The organism is Paracoccus sp. S3-43 (assembly GCF_029027965.1).
GTDB lineage: Bacteria > Pseudomonadota > Alphaproteobacteria > Rhodobacterales > Rhodobacteraceae > Paracoccus.
The window spans coordinates 2,557,440-2,573,632 of sequence record NZ_CP119082.1; the positions used below are offsets into that span (position 1 = coordinate 2,557,440).

A 16,193-nucleotide genomic window follows, 5' to 3' on the forward strand; every position below is an offset into this window, starting at 1 on the left:
GTATAATGATCCGGACCATCCGCGACCCCTTGGCCGCCTATAACGAGCGATTGAAGCTGTTGGCGAACTTTCTGAATGCCACAGCGTTGGGTTTGGTGGGCTTTGCCGTCTTGCGACCCTTGACGGAAAGTCTGGCCAACGCGAACCTGTCCACGCTGTGGTGGGGAATGACCGGACTCGCAATCCATGGAATTTCGCACTATGTTATGGGCAGGATCCGCAAGGAGGTGAAGGAATGACGTTCTTCGAGTTCATCGTTCCCGTCATCGCACTGGCCGTGGCCGGGGCGGGCGTGCTTTTGCTTCGCCGCGAGGAACGAAAGCTGGAGCGGGAATCCACGCACCATCCCGCCGAATAATACAGCGTCCTGAACAAATCCAGAACATGGGCTTTCCATGGCGCGCTCTTGAGCCTATGTTAGCGGGATGGAGCTTCTGGACGATTCCGATAACGGCGATGCCGTGCCGCTGTCGCAGCGCGCGACCGCCGCGCGGCCGCTGCCCTATCTGGAGGGGCTGAACCCCGCGCAGCGCGCCGCGGTCGAGGCGCTGGACGGTCCCGTCCTGATGCTGGCGGGCGCGGGAACCGGCAAGACGCGGGCGCTGACCACGCGGATCGCGCATCTGCTGATGCTGGGCAAGGCCCGGCCGGGGCAGATCCTGGCCGTGACCTTCACCAACAAGGCCGCGCGCGAGATGAAGGACCGCATTGCCCGCCTGCTGGGCGAAACGGTCGAGGGGATGCCCTGGCTGGGCACCTTCCATTCGATCAGCGTCAAGATCCTGCGCCGCCATGCCGAGCTGATCGGCAATGGCGATGTGCATCTGAAGCCCAGTTTCACGATCCTGGACACCGACGACCAGATCCGGCTGATGAAGCAGTTGATCCAGGCCGAGAACCTGGATGAGAAACGCTGGCCCGCCCGGCAGTTGGCGGGCCTGATCGACGGCTGGAAGAACCGCTGCCTGACGCCCGCCAACCTGCCGCGTGGCGAGGGCGCGGCCTTCGACGGCTGGGGCGGCAGGCTTTATGCCGCCTATCAGGACCGGCTTCTGACGCTGAACGCGGTCGATTTCGGCGATCTGCTGATGCATTGCGTGACGCTGTTCCAGGCCCATCCCGACGTGCTGCGCGGCTGGCAGGACCGGTTCCGCTATATCCTGGTGGACGAATATCAGGATACCAACGTCGCGCAATACATGTGGCTGCGGCTGCTGGCGCAGGGGCATCGCAACATCTGCTGCGTGGGCGACGACGACCAGTCGATCTATGGCTGGCGCGGGGCCGAAGTGGGCAACATCCTGCGCTTCGAAAAGGATTTCCCCGGCGCGCAGGTGGTGCGGCTGGAACAGAACTATCGCTCGACCCCGCAGATCCTGGCGGCGGCATCGGGGCTGATCGCGACGAACCAGGGGCGGCTGGGCAAGACCCTGTGGACCGATGCCGAACCGGGCGAAAAGGTCCGCCTGATCGGCCATTGGGACAGCGAGGCCGAGGCCCGCTGGATCGGCGAGGAGATCGAGGCCTTCCATGGCGGCCACCGCGCCAGCGTCGGCCGCACCAGCCTGAACGACATCGCCATCCTTGTGCGCGCCTCGCACCAGATGCGCGCCTTCGAGGATCGCTTCATGTCCATCGGCCTGCCCTATCGCGTGATCGGCGGGCCGCGCTTTTATGAACGCGCCGAGATCCGCGACGCGATGGCCTATTTCCGGCTGGCGGTCAGCCCCGCCGACGACCTCGCCTTCGAACGCATCGCCAACACGCCCAAGCGCGGGTTGGGCGAGAAGGGCTTGCAGGCGATCCAGGCGATGGCGCGGGCGCGCGCGCTGTCGCTGCTGGACGGCACGGTCGCGGCGCTGACGGCGGGCGATCTGTCGGGCAAGGCCGCCGCCAATATGCGCCAGTTCACCGAGAGCATGGGCCGCTGGCACGCCGACGCCTTGGACACCTCGGTGAACCATGTCGAACTGGCCGAACGGATCCTGGACGAATCCGGCTATACCGCGATGTGGCAGAACGACAAGTCGCCCGACGCGCCGGGGCGGCTCGACAACCTCAAGGAACTGGTCAAGGCGCTGGAGGAGTTCGAGAACCTGCAAGGCTTCCTGGAACATGTCGCCCTGGTCATGGACCGCGACGATGGGGACGCCAGCGAACAGGTCAGCATCATGACCCTGCACGCCGCCAAGGGGCTGGAATTTCCCGTCGTCTTCCTGCCGGGATGGGAGGACGGGCTGTTCCCCAGCCAACGCGCCATGGACGAGAACGGCACCAAGGGGTTGGAGGAGGAGCGCCGCCTGGCCTATGTCGGCATCACCCGGGCCGAGCGTCTGGCGACGATCAGCTTCGCGGGCAACCGGCGGCTTTACGGGCAATGGCAATCGTCCCTGCCGTCGCGCTTCGTGGACGAATTGCCGCCCGAACATGTCGAGGTGCTGACCCCGCCGGGTCTCTATGGCGGCGGCTATGGCGCGGCGATGGCCTTCGCGGGGGGCGGGCCGGTCAATGCGCTGCATGAGCGCGCGGCCAAGGCGGATGTCTACAACTCTCCGGGATGGAAGCGGATGCAGGCGCGGGCCAGCGAACGCAAGGCGCCGGTCCACCGCACGCCGGTCGTGATCGACGCGGAACCTGCGGCCCGCTTCGCGGTGGGCGACCGGGTCAGCCATGCCAAGTTCGGCGAAGGCACGATCATGGGCATTGCCGAGGATACGCTGACCGTGCAATTCGCGGCGGGCTTCAAGAACATCAAGGCGGCCTATGTCCAGCCCGTCGGCGCCGACGACGTGCCCTTCTGACGCCTATTCGGCCCAGCCGAGGTCGGTGGTGAAGGCGATGGTCAGCCAGCGATCCGGGCTTTCGCCGCCGATCTCCTCTCCGATCCGGTCGCGGATCGCGTCCCATTGCTCCAGCCGGCGCGGCGGCTCGCCGGGGGGCACGATGAAGAACAACTCGATCTGCCGGCCCCGCCCGACCCGCGCGACATAGGCGCGATAGTCCAGGAAACCGTGCCGGGCGACGGCCTGCCGGGCCACGGCATCGACATGCTGCTTGAGGTCCGCGGGCGTCACCAGCAGGATATCGGCCAAGGCCCGGCGGATCGTCGGGATCGGCAGCGGGATCACCACAAGGCTGACCAGAGCCAGCGCCGCCGGATCGACAAAGGGCGACATCCAGTCCCAGCCGGTGCCTTGGATCAGCCAGCCGAAGACGAAGGCCGCCAGCAGCGCCCCGGTCAGCGCCGCCGACATGGCCCAGCCCTGCGCGTCCAGGTCCACGAAGCCCGACCGGATGCGCCGGTTGGCCCGGTGGTTGCGCAGCGCCATGCCCGCCGCCACCGCGACCACCACCACGGCATAGACGATGGCTTGGCCGAATTGCAGTTCTCGCCCGCCCGACAGCAGGCTTTGGACCGCGTTGAACAGCGCATAGACCGCCGCCCCGGTCAGCATCACCCCGCTGAGCCCCAGCACCATCGGTTCCAGATGCCAGAAGCCCATGGTGAAATGCTGGACCAGCCGCGCCTGGCGGCGTTCCGACATCTGCTGCGTGATCAGCCGCGAGACCAGCAGCGCCAGCAGCGTCATGCTGGCATCGGTCAGCGAATAGATCCCGTCGAAGATGATCGAGGACGACCCGGTCAGCACGCCGAAGCCCACGCCGATGGCCGCCACGGCGAAGGTCGCGGCGATGGACTGCCGCAGGATGTCCTGTTCGGTGGGCATGATCTGTCCTTGCGCTGGTGGGCCACGGCCCAGGGTGCTAGCGTCGGGCCGAAACCTCAACCCCGGACCCCGCGCCCTTGGCCACCTTCTTCCGCCTGATCCTGTTCCTGCTGATCGCCGAGACGGTGTTCTATCTGTTGCTGCGGGTCTATATCCGCTCGCTGCGCCGCGAAAGGCTGGAAGGGATCTGGGACGAACGCCACCCCGCCATGCCGGGGAACGGCCCGGCCCGGCGCGCGTTCGTCCGCAGGTCCATGACCCATTTCGACAAGACGCTGAAATCGCGGCTGTTGCTTCTGGTCTTCGTTCTGCCCAATCTTGCGGTCATGGGCATCATCTACTGGGTCAACTGGCAATAAGGACCGCTTTCCATGCATTATCTCAAGGTCGCGGTCGGCGTGATCTTCGGCATCGCGGTGTTCCTGTTCCTGGACTATGCGCTGCCGTCCAAGAACACGGTGCGCATCACCAATACCTATAACCGCCTGACTGCGGTGACGGCCTCGAACGCGATCTTCTATGCGTCCGACAATGCCGGCACGGTGGAAAACGCCGCCGGACAGCGCGACGTGCGCTTCATCGAGACGGTGCGGCCCAACGGCAAGGTCTTCGTCTATCGCAACGAGGATACCGGCTGGATCTGGCCGCCCTATTTCAAATACGACAGCGCCAATCTGCATGCCGAGGCGACGAACCTGCGGTCGGGCCGCGACAACCCGCAATGGGTCAGCGTCACCGCCTATGGCTGGCGGCTGCCCTGGCTGTCGGCCTATCCCAATGCGATCAGCGTCGACACGCTGGCCGATCCCGGCGAACGCCCGCGCAACTGGGCGGCGTCCATCGTCTGCGTGGTCTTGCTGATGTTGCTGGCGCTGCTGTGGCGGATGTGGGCGCAGTTCCAGGAACGCGGCCTCTCTTGGCGGAGGAAGCCGTGACCCGCAATCCCGGCACCGATCTGCGCCTGGACGGGTTTTCGGACATCCGCATCAACACCCCCGCCGTCGAACGCCGCGCCGCGACCCTGCCCGCGCGGCGCAGCCTGAAGAAGGACCATCAGGCGGCCTGGCTGCTGAACGCGGTGCGCTGCATCGACCTGACGACGCTGGCGGGCGACGACACCCATGACCGGGTGGCGCGGCTTTGCGCCAAGGCGATGCGGCCTGTGGCGCCCGATCTGCTGGAGGCGATGGGGGTTTCCGGCCTGACCACCGGCGCGGTCTGCGTCTATCCGACGATGGTCGGCGCGGCCAAGCGCGCGCTTGGCAATTCCGGCCTGCCCGTCGCCAGCGTGGCGACCGGCTTTCCGGCCGGGCTGATGCCGCTGAACCTGCGGCTGGCCGAGATCCTCTATGCCGTCGATCAGGGCGCGGACGAGATCGACATCGTCATCACCCGCGCCCATGTGCTGCGCGGCGACTGGGCGGCGCTGTATGACGAAATCCGGGCCATGCGCGAGGCCTGCGGCGATGCGAAGATGAAGGCGATCCTGGCGACGGGCGACCTGAAATCTCTGGAAAACGTCGCCCGCGCCAGCCATGTGGCGATGCAGGCCGGGGCGGACTGGATCAAGACCTCGACCGGGAAGGAGGGCGTGAATGCCACCCTGCCCGTGTCGCTGGTGATGTGCCGGGCGATCCGCGACTATCGCTGTCAGACCGGCCATGTGGTCGGCTTCAAGCCCGCCGGAGGGCTGCGGACGGCCAGGGACGCGCTGAACTGGCAGGTGCTGATGGCAGAGGAGCTGGGCCGCGACTGGCTGCGCCCGGATCTGTTCCGTATCGGCGCGTCCAGCCTGCTGGGCGATATCGAGCGCCAGATCAGCCACCATGTGACGGGCCGCTATGCCGCCAGTTACCGCCAAGCCATTGCCTGAGGACCGCATGACCAGCGTGAGCGAGTTGATGGAAACACTGGAATACGGCCCCTCGGTCGAGGACAGCGGGGCAGTGCGCGACTGGCTGGCCCGGCGCGGCGCCTTCGGCCATTTCATCGGCGGGGCCTTCACCGACCCCGGCACGCTGTTCGACAGCCGCGATCCGGCGACGGGCGAGGTTCTGGCGCAGGTGACGCAGGGCACGGGCGATGACGTGGCGGCGGCGGTCGCGGCGGCGCGCGCGGCGCAGCCGGGTTGGGCGGCGCTGACGGGGACCGGGCGGGCGCGGTATCTCTATGCCCTGGCGCGCCATGTGCAGAAACGCGAACGCTTCCTGTCGGTGCTGGAGACGCTGGACAACGGCAAGCCCATTCGCGAATCGCGCGACATCGACATGCCGCTGGTGGCGCGGCATTTTTATCATCACGCCGGCTGGGCGGAACTGCGCGACACTGCCTTTCCGGGCCATGCGCCGCTGGGTGTCTGCGGCCAGATCATCCCCTGGAACTTTCCGCTGCTGATGCTGGCCTGGAAGATCGCCCCCGCGCTTGCGGCGGGGAACACGGTCGTCCTGAAGCCCGCCGAATACACCCCGCTGACCGCGCTTGCCTTCGCCGAAATCTGCCAAGAGATCGGCCTGCCCGCAGGCGTCGTGAATATCGTCACCGGCGATGGAGAGACCGGCGCGGCGCTTGTGGCCGCTGACGTGGACAAGATCGCCTTCACCGGATCCACCGAGGTGGGGCGCGCCATTGCCGGGCAGTTGGCGGGCACGGCCAAGCGGCTGACGCTGGAACTGGGCGGCAAGTCGCCCTTCGTGGTCATGCCCGATGCCGATCTGGACGCGGCTGTCGAGGGCGTGGTGGAGTCGATCTGGTTCAATCAGGGCCAGGTCTGCTGCGCCGGATCGCGCATCCTGGTGGCCGAGGCGGTGGCGGACCGATTCGAGACGCTGCTGGCGACCCGCATGGCGCGGCTGCGCGTCGGCCCGCCGCTGGACAAGTCCACCGATGTCGGCGCCATCGTCGATCCCGCCCAGAAGGACCGGATCCTGTCGATCTGCAAGGCCGCCACCGATGCCGGGGCGGACCTGGTCGGCGGCGCGGCGCAGGACGGCTGCTTCATCGCGCCGGGCTATCTGAGGAACATCGCCCCCGCCAATCCGGGCTTCGAGCAGGAAATCTTCGGCCCCATCGCCACCCTGTCGACCTTCCGCACGGCGGATGAGGCGGTCGACCTGGCGAACAACACCCGCTATGGGCTGGCCGCCTCGGTCTGGTCGGAAAGTGCTGCGGTGGCGACCGATCTGGCCGCGCGGATCAAGGCGGGCGTGATCTGGATCAACTGCGCCAACCTGTTCGACGCCGCCGCCCCCTTCGGCGGCTATCGCGAAAGCGGCTTCGGCCGCGAAGGCGGGCGCATGGGAATGCTGGATTATCTGACGGAACCGGCGGTCGATTCCGCGCCGGAACCCGCCCCCACCGTGCCGGTCGCCGCGACCACAGGTCAGCCGGGGCCGGAGGGTCTGGACCGCACCGCCAAGCTGTATATCGGCGGCGCGCAGAAGCGGCCCGATGGCGGTGCCAGCTATGCGGTGCCGGGCGGGCTCGCGCCGCTGGGCAGCCGCAAGGACATCCGCAACGCGGTCGAGGCGGCGGCCAAGGCCGGGAGATGGACCGCGATGGGCGGCCATGCCCGCGCGCAGGTGCTGTATTACATCGCGGAAAATCTTTCCGCCCGCACCGAGGAATTCGCCCGCCGCACCAGTCAGGCCGAGGTGCAGGCCGCCATCGCCCGCGCCTTCCATTACGCCGCCTGGGCGGACAAGTTCGATGGCGCCAATGTCCAGGCCCGGCCCGGCCATCTGCTGAACGTGGTGAACGAAGTCTTCGGCGTGATGGGCATCAGTTGCCCGAACGCGCAGCCGCTGGCCGCGTTCATGTCGCTGGTGATGCCCGCCATCGCCTTGGGCAACCGCGTGGTCGCGATTGCCGCGCAGGACGATCCGCTGCCGGTGCTGGATCTTTATCAGGTCTTCGGCACCTCGGACCTGCCGGGCGGCGTGGTGAATATCGTCACCGGCCCGCGCGACGACCTGGCCAGAACCCTGGCCGCGCATGATGAGGTCGCGGCGATGTGGATGATCGGCGGCGATCTGACGACGGTGGAGAAGGCGGCGGGCGGCAACCTGAAGCCGGTCTGGTCGCCCGCCCATCGCGACTGGTGCGGCCCGCGGGCGCAGAGCGAAACCTTCCTGCGTCACGCCAGGCAGACCAAGACGATCTGGCTGCCCTATGGCGCCTTGCCGCAGGGGACGGGCAGCCCGGCCTATTGACCGGCAACGGGGGCTGTCTGCCCCCCCACGCGCAAGGCGCGTCGGGGGGGCGAAGCGCCCCCGGCGGCGGCGGTCTCTCCTAAGCCCGCAGCCCCGCGAAGGTCATCGGGTCCAGCGATGCCTGGGCAAAGGTCGGCCCGCTGACCATCAGGCTGACCGCATCATGCGAATGCAGCGATTCCTGGTGGCTGGCCACCACCCGGAAATCGCCGAATCGCGGATCGGCCAGCAGTTGCTGGGCAAAGGCGCGCACCGCATCCTCGACAAAGATCGGGTTCGCGGCGTTGAGTTCCGCAAAGGCCTGCTCGTCCTCTCGCTTGACCATCACCTGGGTTTCCGTGGGCACCGCGCGGCGGCACAGGTCCACCACATCCTCGAACCAGATCTTTTCCGGGCCCAGCATCACCACCGAGATCCGCGCGATGGACCGCTGCGAATGCGGCGTCGCCAGCCGCGACCGGGTTTCGCGCGCATGTTCGGACAATTCCAGCGAACAGGGGCAGGTCGAGGAATAGACGTAATCGAAATGCATGATCCGCAGCCGCTGGCCGTGGAAATCCAGCACCTCCATCGCGATGTCGTAATATTGCCAGCCCGACAGGCCCGAGCGCAGCGAATCGACCCGGATCGGATAGGAGAACCGCATCTGGATGCGCGCGTCATAGGCGTCCAGATCGGCCTGGTAATCGTCCAGCGCGGCCTCCAGCACCTTGAGGCTGAAGGCATGTTCGGAATGGGCATAGAAGGACCGCATGATCCGCGACATGTTGATGCCCTTGCGGTCGGCCTCAAGGCTGACGGTGCCGGTCACGCTGGTTTCCAGCGTCAACTCGCCGCCCTCGCCATGGGAATCGGGGCGGGTCTGGTAACGGATCGGCAGGCGGAAATTGGAAATGCCGACATGCTGGATCGGCGCGCGGGCGCCCACGATCAGGCTGGCGGGGCCGTTTTGCAGGTCGGGCAGACCGGCCTTGTAGGCGTCATCGACCCGGAAATCGGCGTCATAGCTGCGCGCCAGGGCCGGATAGGCGGGGATCAAGGGGCGGGCTTCGGTCATGCGGGTATCCTCGCGGCGCGGTCGCCGACAATATGGGGGCAGGGGGCCGAAATCCAAAGGGCGAATCCGTCGGGACGGGCCGCGTGCGCGACCGTTCCCCTTACCCCTCCAGGGCGCGGCGCAGATCGGCGATCAGATCGTCGGCATGTTCCAACCCCACGGACAGGCGCAGCAGGCCGGGCGTGATGCCCAGATGGGCGCGATCCTCGTCCGACAGGCGCTGATGAGTGGTCGTCGCCGGATGGGTGACGATGGACTTGGCGTCGCCCAGATTGTTGGAAATGCTGATGATCCCCAGCCGGTTCAGGGCGGCGAAGGCGGCCTCCTTGCCGCCGGCCACCTCGATGGCGATCATGGTGCCGCCGGCGCCCATCTGGCGCATCGCCAGATCATGCTGGGGATGATCGGCCAGGCCCGGATAGATGACGCGCGTCAGGGCCGGATGGCCTTGCAGCGCCTGCGCGATCTTCTGCGCGCTGTCGGCCTGGGCGCGCACGCGCAGGTCCATGGTTGTCAGGCCGTTCAGCATGATCCAGCTGTGGAACGGGCTGATCGCGCCGCCGGTATGCTTCAGGTAAGGCTCGGCGACTTCGCGCACGAACTGGCGGGTGCCGCAGATCACGCCCGCAAGCGCCCGCCCGCCGCCGTCGATATGCTTGGTCGCGGAATAGACGACCACATCCGCCCCCAGTTCGGCGGCGCGGGAAAAGACCGGGGTCGCAAAGACGTTGTCGGCCACGACCACGGCGCCCACCGCATGGGCAAGATCGGCGACGCCCTGAATGTCGATCACCTCCAGCGTCGGGTTCGACATGGTTTCGAAGAACGCCGCGCGGGTGCCGGGGCGCAGGGCGGCCTTCCACTGGTCCAGGTCGGTGCCGTCGACATAGCTGACCTCGACCCCGAATTTCTTCAGCAGGTCCAGCACATACAGGCAAGATCCGAACAGCGCCCGAGAGGCCACGACATGATCGCCGGGCTTCACCATCGAAAACAGCGCGCCGTTGACGGCGGCCATGCCGCTGGCGGTGGCGAAGGCGTCCTCGGTCCCTTCCAGCGCGGCGATGCGATCCTCGAACATGCGGCTGGTGGGGTTGCCATAACGGGCATAGATGAATTCGTCCGGGCCGGCGCCCTTGAAGCGTTCCTCGGCCTGTTCGGCGCTGTCATAGACGAAGCCCTGGGTCAGAAAGATCGCCTCGGCCATCTCGCCATACTGGCTGCGGCGGATGCCGTGGTGAACGGCCTGCGTGCGCGGGTGAGGTGCCTTGGAGGAACGGTCGTCCATGAGATGCCCCTGTGCTGTCGCCAGCGGGTTAGCGCCCCCGACCCTGAGGCGCAAGGGCCAAGCCCGAAAGGACCGGCTCGCCCACCCGCCACAGATGCACAGGCGCAATTGTCCTTTTAGTCAGACATATTTGCAGTAAGTGCAATTTTCCTGAAAAAGCAAAGGAGTAACAAGGACGCCATACCAATTGACCAAATGGACAGGTTGAGCGGCGGGTGACCCGCAAGTAAGTTGATCGGGCAGTCAACGATTGGACTGCCGAGGAATGGATGGCCCCCGGCCAAGGATGAAGCGATCATGGCGTTGGAATATGCGAACGAATATCCCGACATCCTGTCGCGTCCGACCGGCGGGCTTGTCCCTTCCGATCGCCCCCTTGTCCGGGGGGCGGCATTGACAGAGCGGGACGGCAAGCCAGATTGTGTGTGTGGCGGCGCGTTCCTTCGGGATCCGGCGACGGTTTCCCTGGAGGATTGCGAACGTGTGTAGTGTAGGACGCTTGCTGTCCCGACCGGTCGTCGTCTGATCGGTCTGAATTGGGCTGAGTATTCCGTTTTTTGTTTTTGTGACAGCCCGGCACGATACAGCGGGGGCGGAGAAATCCGCCCCCGCTGTCGCCTTTACAGATAATCGCCGCGTTGCAGGCCGTATTTCGCCATCTTTTCGTTCAGCGTCCGGCGCGGCAGGCACAATTCGTCCATCACCCCGGCGATGCTGCCCTTGTGGCGGCGCATGGTGTTGTCGATCAGCATCTTTTCGAAGCTTTCGACATATTCCTTGAGCGGCTTTCCTTCGGTCGTGGTGGCCTGCTGGTTGTCGTCGCCATCCGCCATCAGAAGGGACGCGATCGACCCCGACCCACGCCGGTTCTGCAAGACGGCGCGTTCGGCCACGTTGATCAGCTGGCGGATATTGCCGGGCCAGGGGGCCTGCAAAAGCTGGGCTGCCTCTTGCGCGCTGACCTGCGGGGGTTCGCAGCCGTATTCCTCGGAGAATTGCTCGGTCATGCGGGTGAACAGCGACAGGATGTCCTCGCCCCGCGCGCGCAGCGGCGGCAGGGTGATCTTCAGCGCGGACAGGCGATAGAACAGGTCGGGACGCAGCGAATCCTCGGCCTTGCGGCCCTCGCCGCGGGCGTTGGAAATGGCGATGATCCGGGTTTCCGCAGGGGTGCCGCCGTCGCTGATGAAGGCCAGCAAGCGGGCTTGCAGCGGTTCGGACAGCGCCTCGATATCCTCCAGGCACAGGGTGCCGCCACGCGCCTCCTCGACCGCCGGGATGCCGTCCTCCAGCGGGCCGAACAGGCGGGCCGACAGCGCCTCGTCGTTATAGGCGGCGCAGGACACGGGCACGAATTTCTTGGACGCGCGCGGCCCCACGGCGTGCAGCGCATGGGCCACCAGCGTCTTGCCGGTCCCCGTCTCTCCGTCGATCAGCACATGGCCGTCGGCCTGGCCCAGATCCAGGATATCCTCGCGCAGGCGTTCCATCACCGGGCTGGCGCCGATCAGCTTGGACATGACCTGCTGGCCTTCGGACAGGTCGCGGCGCAGCGCGCGGTTGTCCAGCGTCATCCGCCGCATCTGCGTGGCCTTCTTGGCCAGCGCCGTCATCTTGTCGGGGTTGAAGGGCTTTTCCATGAAATCCATGGCCCCCAGGCGCATCGCCTCGACCGCCATGGGCACGTCGCCATGGCCGGTGATCAGGATCACCGGCAGGCCCGAATCCAGCCCCATCAGGCGCTTGAGGAAGGCGATGCCGTCCATGCCGGGCATTCGGATGTCGCTGACGACGATGCCGGGCCAGTCGGCCCCGATCACCTTCAGCGCATCTTCCGCACTGGGATAGGTTTCGGTTTCGAACCCGGACAGGACCAGCCACTGGCTGACGGATTCCCGCATGTCTGGTTCGTCGTCGACAATCGCAATCTTCAGTTTGCGGGACATTGGGTCTTCCTCTCTCGAACATTCATTCGGCGGCCAGCGGCTGCGCGTCCTGCCTTGGCTTCAACAGCGGCAGTTCGACGGCAAACACGGCGCCTTCGTCTTCGTTATGGGCGGTCAGACGGCCACCGAAATCGGCCATGATACTGGACGATATGGCAAGGCCCAGCCCCGTCCCCTCGCCCGGCTTCTTGGTGGTCCAGAACGGCTCGAACAGCTTTTCCAGATCGGAAATGCCCGGCCCGTTGTCGCGCACCAGCACATAGGCATGGGCGCCGGTTTCCACGGTGATCTCGATCCGCGCGTCGCGACGCTCGCGCACGGCATCGACGGCGTTGCGCAGCAGGTTGATGATCACCTGTTCCAGCCGGATGCGGTCGGCCATCACCATCACCGGTCGACGCGGCAGGTTGCGGATCACGCGAATGGTGCGGCCGCGCAACTGCGGCTCCATCATGGTCAGGGCGCTGCTGACGGCGGCGCGCAGATCCACCGGCTCCACCGCCTCGCCGCCCTTGCGGGCATAGGATTTCAGCTGCCGGGTGATCGCGCCCATCCGTTCGATCAGGTCGTCGATCCGCTGGAAGCTGGACAGCGCCTCCTCGGCCCGGCCGCGCTGCAACAACAGCCGCGCGCCCGCCAGATAGGTCTTCATCGCGGCCAGCGGCTGGTTCAGTTCGTGGCTGACGCCCGCCGACATTTCCCCAAGCGCCGCCAGTTTCGAGCTTTGCTGAACGGTCTGTTCGGCGACACGCAATTCCTTCTGCATCCGCTCGCGTTCCGCGATCTCTCGGGTCAGGCGCATGTTCAGCGCGCGCAGATCGGCCGATTCGCGCATATAGGCGACCGATTGGCTGCGCGCCCGGCGCGACAGGGCATAGAACGTCCCGGCCAGCAGGATGGCGAAGCCCATGATCTCCAGCGCCAGGACGGCGTTGACCTGTTCGCGCACGGACGCATAGGTGGTAAAGCTGATCATCCGCCAGCCGCGGAACGGGATCCGCGTCTCGGCCTGCATGACGGCGCGGCCCTGGACATAGGCGTCCACGGGGGTCGCGGTCCAGTCGGCCGTCACCTGGAAGGCCCGCTGGATGGCCGAGGGCGCGTCGCGCACCGCAAGCGCCTCGGGCATGGTCAGGCCGCGCCAGCGCGGTTCGGTCGCCAGGATGATGTTGCCTTCGCTGTCGGTGACGGCCACCGCGTCGGAAATCCCCGCCCAGGACCGTTCCAGCCGCGACAGGTCGGCGCCGACGACGATCACGCCCAAGGTCTTGCCGTCGGCCACCACCGCGCGGGAATAGGTGAACTCATGGGCGCCGCTGGCCTGGTTGGCGACGGTAAAGACCGTGTCCCGCGACCGCAGCGCCTCGACATAGAAGGGCGACAGGACGTTGTTGGTGCCAAGCTGATACCGGTCGGTCGACCCCACCGTGCGCCCCGACGCATCCAAGAGCCGGATCGAGGCCGCGCCGATCTCTTTCTGCGCCGCCATCAGCCGGGCCGAGGTGGACGAGAAATCGTTGCTGTTCAACGACCCGATCAGCGCCGGATCGCGGGCCAGCAGCAGCGGCACCACCGCCGTGCGCTGCAATTCCGACAACAGGTTGCCGGTATACAGCGCCAGCCGCAATTCGGACCGGACACGGGTGTTTTCGGAAAAACGCGCGGTCAGCCAGGCATTCGTGGTCCAGATCGAGGCGATCGCGACGACGAAGATCAGCGCGACGGCGATGCGCAGCCACCACGGGTTGCCCGGTTGGGACAGCCGCGGGCGCCAACGCTCTGACTCGCTTTCCTCGATCACCGATAATGTCCGGCCATGTTGCACAACTGCCGCACTCTAGGCGCAGACGCGCGGACGCTCAAGTCAGGCGTTGACAAGCCCGCCCACCAGCGAACGAAACAGCGCCGCGCCATCGGTCCCGCCAAGCGCCGGATCGGCGGCGCGTTCGGGATGCGGCATCATTCCCAGCACGCGGCGGTTTTCGGACAGCACTCCGGCGATGTCGGCGACCGATCCGTTGATCGCCGGGCCATAGGTGAAGGCGATGCGGTCCCCGTCGCGCAGGGCTGCCAGCCCTTGCGGGGCGATCTGATAGTTGCCGTCATGATGGGCGACGGGAATGGCGATCCGCTGGCCCTTTTCGTATCCGGCGGTGAAATCGCTGTCGGTTGTCGCCACCTCCAGCACCGCCGTCCTGCACAGAAAGGTCAGCCCGCTATTGCGCATCAGCGCGCCCGGCAGCAGGCCCAGCTCGGTCAGCACCTGGAAACCGTTGCAGATCCCCAGCACATGGCCGCCGCGTTCCGCATGGCGCCGCAAGGCCCCGGCAATCGGCGATTGCGCCGCGATGGCCCCGCAGCGCAGGTAATCGCCAAAGGAAAACCCGCCCGGCACGGCGACCAGATCGGTGCCGTCGGGCAGCGCGTCGTCCTTGTGCCAGACGCGCGTCACCTGCGCCCCGGCCTGGTCAAGCGCCACGGCCAGATCGCGGTCGCAATTCGATCCGGGAAAGGTGATGACGGCGGCTTTCATGGGATTGCTCCTGCTGAGGATCGCCACGGGACATAGCGCAGCTTGGCCCCCGAAGAAAGGGGGCGTTGCCCCCGTCCCTGCGGGACTCCTCCAGGATATTTGGGCCAAAGTGAAGCAGCCTTTCACTTTGGTCCAAATATCCCCGCCGGAGGCAAGAAAAGGGCCGGGCGAATGCCCGGCCCGCTTCCCTCCATCAGGCCAGCGCCTTGTTCAGGTATTCGTCGACCTTTTCCAGATAGCCCATCGTGGTCAGCCATTTCTGGTCCGGCCCGACCAGCAGCGCCAGATCCTTGGTCATGTGGCCGTCCTCGACCGCCTGCACGGTCACGCGCTCCAGCGTCTCGGCGAAGTTCAACAGTTGCGCATTGTCGTCCAGCTTGGCGCGGTGCTTCAGGCCGCCCGTCCAGGCAAAGATCGACGCGATGGAGTTGGTCGAGGTCTGGTTGCCCTTCTGATGCTCGCGGTAATGGCGCGTCACGGTGCCGTGTGCCGCCTCGGCCTCGACGGTCTTTCCATCGGGCGTCATCAGCACCGAGGTCATCAGGCCGAGCGACCCGAAGCCCTGGGCCACGGTATCGGACTGCACGTCGCCATCATAGTTCTTGCAGGCCCAGACATAGCCGCCCGACCATTTCAGGTTCGACGCCACCATGTCGTCGATCAGCCGGTGTTCATAGGTGATCCCGGCCTTCTTGAACCGGTCGGCGAATTCCTCGTCGAAGACCTGCTGGAACAGATCCTTGAAGCGGCCGTCATAGGCTTTCAGGATGGTGTTCTTGGTCGACAGATAGACCGGATAGCCCCGGTTCAGGCCATAGTTCAGCGAGGCGCGGGCGAAATCGCGGATCGAATCGTCCAAGTTGTACATGGCCATCGCCACGCCCGAGGACGGCGCGTCGAACACGTCGTGTTCGATGGTTTCGCCATCCTCGCCGACGAACCTGATGGTCAGCTTGCCCTTGCCGGGAAAGCGGAAATCGGTGGCCTTGTACTGGTCGCCGAAGGCGTGGCGGCCGACGATCACCGGCTTGGTCCAGTGCGGAACCAGGCGCGGGACGTTCTGGCAGATGATCGGCTCGCGGAAGATCACGCCGCCCAGGATGTTGCGGATCGTGCCGTTGGGCGATTTCCACATCTTCTTCAGGCCGAATTCCTCGACCCGCTGTTCGTCGGGGGTGATGGTCGCGCATTTCACGCCGACGCCGTATTGCTTGATGGCGTTGGCCGCGTCGATGGTGACCTGATCCTCGGTCCGGTCGCGTTCCTCGATGCCCAGGTCGTAATATTTCAGATCCACGTCCAGATAGGGCAGGATCAGCTTCTGCTTGATGAAGTCCCAGATGATCCGGGTCATCTCGTCGCCGTCAAGCTCGACGACGGGGTTGGCTACCTTGATCTTCGACATGGGCATTCCCTTTGGCGTTGGATTCGGC

The 16,193-nt window shown here is 66.1% G+C and carries 14 protein-coding genes; 7 read left to right on the forward strand and 7 right to left on the reverse strand.

What is annotated here, in order from left to right; translation table 11 throughout:
• The first annotated feature begins 5 nt into the window (after positions 1-5).
• The 3 genes from PXD02_RS13225 (at position 6) to PXD02_RS13235 (ending at position 2,801) form a co-directional block, all read left to right on the forward strand.
• Complete coding sequence (locus PXD02_RS13225) at positions 6-239, forward strand: hypothetical protein (protein WP_275104309.1); 234 nt, start codon at positions 6-8, stop codon at positions 237-239.
• Complete coding sequence (locus PXD02_RS13230; RefSeq protein ID WP_275104310.1) at positions 236-358, forward strand: hypothetical protein; 123 nt, start codon at positions 236-238, stop codon at positions 356-358. The genes PXD02_RS13225 and PXD02_RS13230 overlap by 4 nt, the downstream gene beginning before the upstream one ends.
• Before the next feature lie 67 nt (positions 359-425).
• Positions 426-2,801, forward strand: coding sequence for an ATP-dependent helicase (locus tag PXD02_RS13235; RefSeq protein WP_275104311.1), 2,376 nt, complete (start codon positions 426-428; stop codon positions 2,799-2,801).
• A gap of 3 nt (positions 2,802-2,804) precedes the next feature.
• Here the strand turns inward: PXD02_RS13235 and PXD02_RS13240 are convergent, their stop codons facing one another.
• Complete coding sequence (locus PXD02_RS13240; RefSeq protein ID WP_275104312.1) at positions 2,805-3,728, reverse strand: cation diffusion facilitator family transporter; 924 nt, start codon at positions 3,726-3,728, stop codon at positions 2,805-2,807.
• 77 nt (positions 3,729-3,805) lie between these two features.
• On the opposite strand from PXD02_RS13240, the gene PXD02_RS13245 reads away from it, so the two are divergent.
• Genes PXD02_RS13245 through PXD02_RS13260 form a run of 4 tightly spaced genes read left to right on the forward strand, consistent with a single transcriptional unit; the run spans position 3,806 to position 7,936 of the window.
• Positions 3,806-4,087 carry a hypothetical protein gene (locus tag PXD02_RS13245; protein ID WP_275104313.1) on the forward strand — a complete coding sequence of 94 codons (282 nt, stop codon included), beginning with the start codon at positions 3,806-3,808 and terminating at the stop codon, positions 4,085-4,087.
• 12 nt (positions 4,088-4,099) lie between these two features.
• Positions 4,100-4,663 (forward strand): DUF1523 family protein, encoded by a 564-nt coding sequence (locus tag PXD02_RS13250; protein WP_275104314.1) that lies wholly within the window; start codon positions 4,100-4,102, stop codon positions 4,661-4,663.
• Positions 4,660-5,601, forward strand: a complete 942-nt coding sequence (gene deoC / locus PXD02_RS13255) for a deoxyribose-phosphate aldolase (protein WP_275104315.1) — start codon at positions 4,660-4,662, stop codon at positions 5,599-5,601. The genes PXD02_RS13250 and deoC overlap by 4 nt, the downstream gene beginning before the upstream one ends.
• A 7-nt stretch (positions 5,602-5,608) precedes the next feature.
• Entirely contained in the window at positions 5,609-7,936 is a 2,328-nt protein-coding gene (locus PXD02_RS13260) for an aldehyde dehydrogenase family protein (protein WP_275104316.1), read from the forward strand.
• A 79-nt stretch (positions 7,937-8,015) separates the two neighbouring features.
• On the opposite strand, the gene folE2 is transcribed toward PXD02_RS13260, so the two are convergent.
• The 6 genes from folE2 to PXD02_RS13290 form a co-directional block, all read right to left on the reverse strand.
• Positions 8,016-8,993, reverse strand: a complete 978-nt coding sequence (gene folE2, locus PXD02_RS13265) for a GTP cyclohydrolase FolE2 (RefSeq protein ID WP_275104317.1) — start codon at positions 8,991-8,993, stop codon at positions 8,016-8,018.
• Positions 8,994-9,093: 100 nt separating this feature from the next.
• The gene (gene metZ, locus PXD02_RS13270) at positions 9,094-10,281 is read right to left on the reverse strand and encodes an O-succinylhomoserine sulfhydrylase (RefSeq protein WP_275104318.1); all 1,188 of its coding nucleotides are present in this window, start codon (positions 10,279-10,281) and stop codon (positions 9,094-9,096) included.
• A 620-nt stretch (positions 10,282-10,901) separates the two neighbouring features.
• A complete protein-coding gene (locus PXD02_RS13275) occupies positions 10,902-12,227 on the reverse strand; it encodes a sigma-54-dependent transcriptional regulator (protein WP_275104319.1) in 1,326 nt (441 codons plus the stop codon).
• A gap of 22 nt (positions 12,228-12,249) precedes the next feature.
• On the reverse strand, positions 12,250-14,028 hold the full coding sequence (locus tag PXD02_RS13280; RefSeq protein ID WP_275104320.1) for a sensor histidine kinase: 1,779 nt from the start codon (positions 14,026-14,028) through the stop codon (positions 12,250-12,252).
• A 63-nt stretch (positions 14,029-14,091) separates the two neighbouring features.
• Positions 14,092-14,760 (reverse strand): phosphoribosylformylglycinamidine synthase subunit PurQ, encoded by a 669-nt coding sequence (gene purQ, locus PXD02_RS13285; protein ID WP_275104321.1) that lies wholly within the window; start codon positions 14,758-14,760, stop codon positions 14,092-14,094.
• 193 nt (positions 14,761-14,953) lie between these two features.
• On the reverse strand, positions 14,954-16,165 hold the full coding sequence (locus PXD02_RS13290; RefSeq protein ID WP_275104322.1) for an NADP-dependent isocitrate dehydrogenase: 1,212 nt from the start codon (positions 16,163-16,165) through the stop codon (positions 14,954-14,956).
• Between the last annotated feature and the right edge of the window lie 28 nt (positions 16,166-16,193).